This is a genomic window from Streptomyces rectiviolaceus (assembly GCF_039533825.1).
Lineage (GTDB): Bacteria > Actinomycetota > Actinomycetes > Streptomycetales > Streptomycetaceae > Streptomyces > Streptomyces rectiviolaceus.
On the sequence record NZ_BAAAUG010000136.1, the window covers coordinates 1 to 3997 of the forward strand.

The 3997-nt window shown below is 75.8% G+C and carries 6 protein-coding genes; all 6 read right to left on the bottom strand.

Going from position 1 to position 3997, the window contains the following annotated elements:
• Nucleotides 1-257 (bottom strand): TadE family type IV pilus minor pilin (locus ABD378_RS32555; protein ID WP_344526801.1); only part of this gene is annotated, 257 nt, incomplete at its 3' end.
• Complete coding sequence (locus tag ABD378_RS32560) at nucleotides 244-459, bottom strand: DUF4244 domain-containing protein (RefSeq protein ID WP_386544378.1); 216 nt, start codon at nucleotides 457-459, stop codon at nucleotides 244-246. The genes ABD378_RS32555 and ABD378_RS32560, both read right to left, overlap by 14 nt.
• Before the next feature lie 90 nt (nucleotides 460-549).
• The gene (locus tag ABD378_RS32565) at nucleotides 550-1332 is read right to left on the bottom strand and encodes a type II secretion system F family protein (protein ID WP_344526803.1); all 783 of its coding nucleotides are present in this window, start codon (nucleotides 1330-1332) and stop codon (nucleotides 550-552) included.
• Nucleotides 1329-2177: a type II secretion system F family protein gene (locus ABD378_RS32570; RefSeq protein WP_425583905.1), complete on the bottom strand. Its 849-nt coding sequence runs from the start codon at nucleotides 2175-2177 to the stop codon at nucleotides 1329-1331. The genes ABD378_RS32565 and ABD378_RS32570 overlap by 4 nt, the downstream gene beginning before the upstream one ends.
• Nucleotides 2174-3349, bottom strand: a complete 1176-nt coding sequence (locus tag ABD378_RS32575; protein ID WP_344526805.1) for a TadA family conjugal transfer-associated ATPase — start codon at nucleotides 3347-3349, stop codon at nucleotides 2174-2176. The genes ABD378_RS32570 and ABD378_RS32575 overlap by 4 nt, the downstream gene beginning before the upstream one ends.
• The coding region (gene ssd, locus ABD378_RS32580; RefSeq protein WP_344526807.1) for a septum site-determining protein Ssd at nucleotides 3346-3997 on the bottom strand (652 nt) is incomplete at its 5' end. The genes ABD378_RS32575 and ssd, both read right to left, overlap by 4 nt.

Sequence of the window (3997 nt, forward strand, 5' to 3'; positions counted from 1 at the left end):
GCCGCCTGCCGAGCCGCCGCCACGGCCGCGCTCTCGGGGTCCTGCCTGGCCACCGCGCGCGCCCCGGCCCGCGCCGCGTCCACGCACTGGATCTGCGCGGACGCGGTCAGCAACGCCCACACCAGCGCCATCGTGAACAGCACGAGCGTGGGCAGCACCACGGCCGCCTCAGCCGTCACGAACCCTTGGTCCCCGTGGCGGCCGCCCCGGCCGCCCGTGTCCCTCTCAGAACCGCACGTCGAGTCAGAACTGGACATCGAGCGCCTTCTCCACGACCGCCTGCAACGCCGCCCTGACCTGCCCGCTCGTCACCACCTTGTAGAGCAGTCCGGCGAATCCCACCGCCGCGACAAGGCCCATCGCGTACTCCGAAGTGACCATCCCCGAGTCCCCCCGCACCGCACCTGCCCTGCGCCGCAACGCCCGCGCACACAACTGTCCCCACATCTCAACCCCCATGAAATTTCCGTCCGTTCAGATCGCGGCAGCCACGCCTCACGAAGCCGCCATCCAGCCACCCGGCCGTCGGGCCACAAACCGTCGAGCTGCTCAGATGCCTCTCAACAACCCGCCCGCCAGGCCGATCACCACAGGCAGCACCCCCACCGCGATGAACGCGGGCAAGAAGAACAGCCCCACCGGCGCCGTCATCAGCACGCCGGCCCTTCGCGCGGCCGCCGTCGCCGTACGACCCCGTTCCGCACGGCAGTCCGCGGCGAGACGCGCCACCGGATCCGCCGCCGGAGCCCCCGACTCCCCCGCCCGCTCCAGCAGGCGAGCCAGCGCCCCCGCACCCGGTATCGCACCCAACCTCCGCCACGCGTCGGCTGGTTCACCGCCGAGCCGGACCTCAGCGGCCCCCTGTGCAAGTCGCTCCCCGACCGGCCCCTTCAGCGCATCGCCCACCGCCTGAGCGGCTACGACAGGCTCCGCGCCCGCAGCGACGCAGGCCGCCAAAAGGTCAGCGGCCAAGGGGAGTTGCCGAGAAGCCTCCGCGGCATCGAACTCCGCGACGCGGACGCCCCGCCCCCGCCACCAACGCCACACCCCGTACCCGGCGCCCAGCCCCACAAGGCACCCCGGAACACCGCCCACCAGCACCCACCCGGCGCTCACCGCCCCGGCCACCGCCAGCCACCCCCGCACCGCGCCCCGCCACCGGAACCAACGCCTCGACGCACTCCCCGGCAGCCGCTCCACCACTCCCAGCACGGTCCCCGAACGCCTCCGCGCCACCCGCCCACGCCGCGCCGCAAGGACCGCCGACATCAGCCACAACACGGCCGCCGCACCCCACACGGCCACCCCCAGCTTGTGGACCACGAGACTCATCGCTCCTCCGCCCCCCGCACGACCCGCAGCGCCCACCACACGCCGGCGCCCTCCAACACCCCGCCCGCCGCCAGGCATCCGAGCCCCGCGCCGGTATGCAGCAACACCCGCAGCGGCGCCGCCCCGAGCGCGCTCCCCATCAGCAGCCCGAGGACCGGAAGCCCAGCGAGCATCACCGCCGTCGACCGCGCCCCCGCCAACTGGGCCCGCAGATCGGCACGCTGATCCCGCTCCGCCCGCAGTGCGCCCTCCAGCCGCTCAAGGCCCGCCGCGAGCCCGGCGCCACGGTCCACCGCCACCCGCCAGCACGCCGCGAGGCCCAGCAACCCCTGCGCCCCCGGCTCCCGCGCCGCCTCCTCAAGCGCCCCCGGCACATCCCCACCGAACCGCGCGGCAGCCAGTACCCCGGCCCGCGCCGCACCGAGCCCAGCACCGGCGGCACCAGCAACCCTCAACGCCTCCCCCGGCTGCCGCCCCGCCCGCACCTCTCCCGCGAGCGCCCCGCACAACGCGATCACCGCGGCGGCCCTGCGTTCCCCTTCGAGCCGCGCCTCCCTGGCCCGTCGTACGCGCCGTATCAGCGGCACCCCGGCCGCCCCCAGGACCAGCGGCACCACGGACTCACCGAGCAGCGCGACCACCGCCCCACCCGCCAGAGCCCACCACTCGTGCCGCACCCGCCCGGTGGCGCGGGCCATCGCCCGCCGCCACGCCGCATCCCCCGCTGTGACCTCGCCTGCGCCCGCGAGCACCGGCCGCGCCCGCCGCAGCCCGCGGCCCGTCGCGGCCATCAGCCAGGCCGCGCCTCCCGCACACGCAGCCGCCGCCACCCCTGTCGCGCTCATCCCTCACCACTCCAACCACCGTTCACCAGAAGCGAGTTCAGTCGCTCCCAGCCCCGCTCCCTGACAAACTCCTTCTCGCCCCACCGCAGCGCCGGAACCGTCACCACGAGCCCGGACGGGTCGCGTTCCAGGACATGCACCTCGGCGATCCGCCGCCGCCCCGCCCGGTCCCGTACGAGATGGAGCACCACGGACAGCGCCGCCGCCAACTGGCTGTGCAGTGCCGCCCGGTCAAGCCCGGCCGCCGTCCCCAGCGCCTCGAGGCGGGCCGGTACATCCCCGGCGGCATTGGCGTGGACCGTGCCGCAGCCGCCCTCATGGCCCGTGTTCAGAGCGGCCAGGAGATGGACCACCTCCGCGCCCCGCACCTCGCCCACGACCAGCCGGTCGGGCCGCATCCGCAGCGCCTGCCGCACCAAGTCGTCCAGGCCGACCTGACCGGCTCCCTCCTGGTTCGCCGGTCTGGCCTCGAGGCGCACCACGTGAGGGTGATCGGGGCGCAGCTCCGCCGAATCCTCGGCGAGCACGATCCGCTCGCCCTGCCCGACGAGGCCGAGGAGCGCGCTCAGGAGCGTCGTCTTGCCCGAACCGGTCCCGCCACTGATCAAGTAGGAGAGCCTGGCGTCGAGCAGTGCACGCAGCACCCGGTCGCCGCCCGGCGGCACCGTCCCCGCCGCTGTCAGTTCCGCGAGGGTGAAGGCCCGTGGGCGGACGACCCGCAGGGAGAGGCAGGTCGACCCGACGGCGACCGGGGGCAGCACCGCGTGGAGGCGGGTTCCGTCCGGGAGCCGTGCGTCCACCCAGGGCCTGGCGTCGTCCAGCCGGCGCCCGGCCACGGCCGCGAGCCGCTGGGCGAGCCGCCGCACCGCCGCCGCGTCCCCGAAGGACACCCCGGTCAGCTCCAGGCCCCCGCCGCGGTCCACCCAGACCCGGTCGGGCGCGGACACCAGGACATCGGTGACCGAGTCGTCCGAGAGCAACGTCTCCAGTGGCCCCGCGCCCACCAGCTCCGAGCGCAGCTGTGCCGCCGCGCCCAGGACTTCCGCGTCGCCGAGCACCCTGCCCTGGGCTCGCAGCGCCTCGGCGACGCGGGCCGGTGTCGGCTCGGTCCCGTTCTGCGCGAGCCACTGGCGCACCCCGTCCAGCATCCGGGCCCCGACGACGGCGCTCATGAGCCGCCTCCGGTGGCATCGGCCGGAACCCGATCCCAGAAGGCCGTGCAGAACCGCGCAAGCGGACCCCGCGCGGCGCCTCCGGGCGGCGTTCCCCCGGCCTGCGCCGCCAACAGCCCTGCCTCCCTCGGCAGTTCACCTACGAGTGGAAGCCCGAGCAGCCGCGCGACCTCCTCCGCGTCGAGTCCACCGAGGCCGTCGAGGCCGTCGAGGCCACGGCCCCCGCCACGACCGGCGCCACCTCTGCCGACCACCACCCGCAGATCCCGCAGCACCATCCCCACCGCCGACGCGACCCGCCGGGCCCCCGCCACCGCGCGCAGCTCCGCCGGCACCACGAGGAGCCCCAGATCCACCTGGGCCAGCGCCTCGGCCACCCCTTCGTCCACGCGGCGCGGCAGATCCACGACCACCACCCCGCCCCGCCTGCGGGCGGCGGCGATCACCGCCCGCATGGCCTCGGGCGCAATGACCACCGCGTCGCCCCGGTCCCAGCTCAGGACCCGCAGGGCATGCAGCTCGGGCAGCGACTCCTCGAGCGCGCCTCCGCCGACCCTGCCCCTGGACTGCGCGAAGGCGGGCCAGCGGAGCCCGTCGGCGGCCTCGCCGCCCAGCAGCACGTCGAGCCCGCCGCCGAGCGGGTCGGCG

Coding starts and splice junctions, on each gene's coding strand:
- ABD378_RS32570 (WP_425583905.1), bottom strand. CDS start 2,177: ATGAGCGCGACAGGGGTGGCGGCGGCTGCGTGTGCGGGAGGCGCGGCC.
- ABD378_RS32575 (WP_344526805.1), bottom strand. CDS start 3,349: ATGAGCGCCGTCGTCGGGGCCCGGATGCTGGACGGGGTGCGCCAGTGG.
- ABD378_RS32560 (WP_386544378.1), bottom strand. CDS start 459: ATGGGGGTTGAGATGTGGGGACAGTTGTGTGCGCGGGCGTTGCGGCGC.
- ABD378_RS32565 (WP_344526803.1), bottom strand. CDS start 1,332: ATGAGTCTCGTGGTCCACAAGCTGGGGGTGGCCGTGTGGGGTGCGGCG.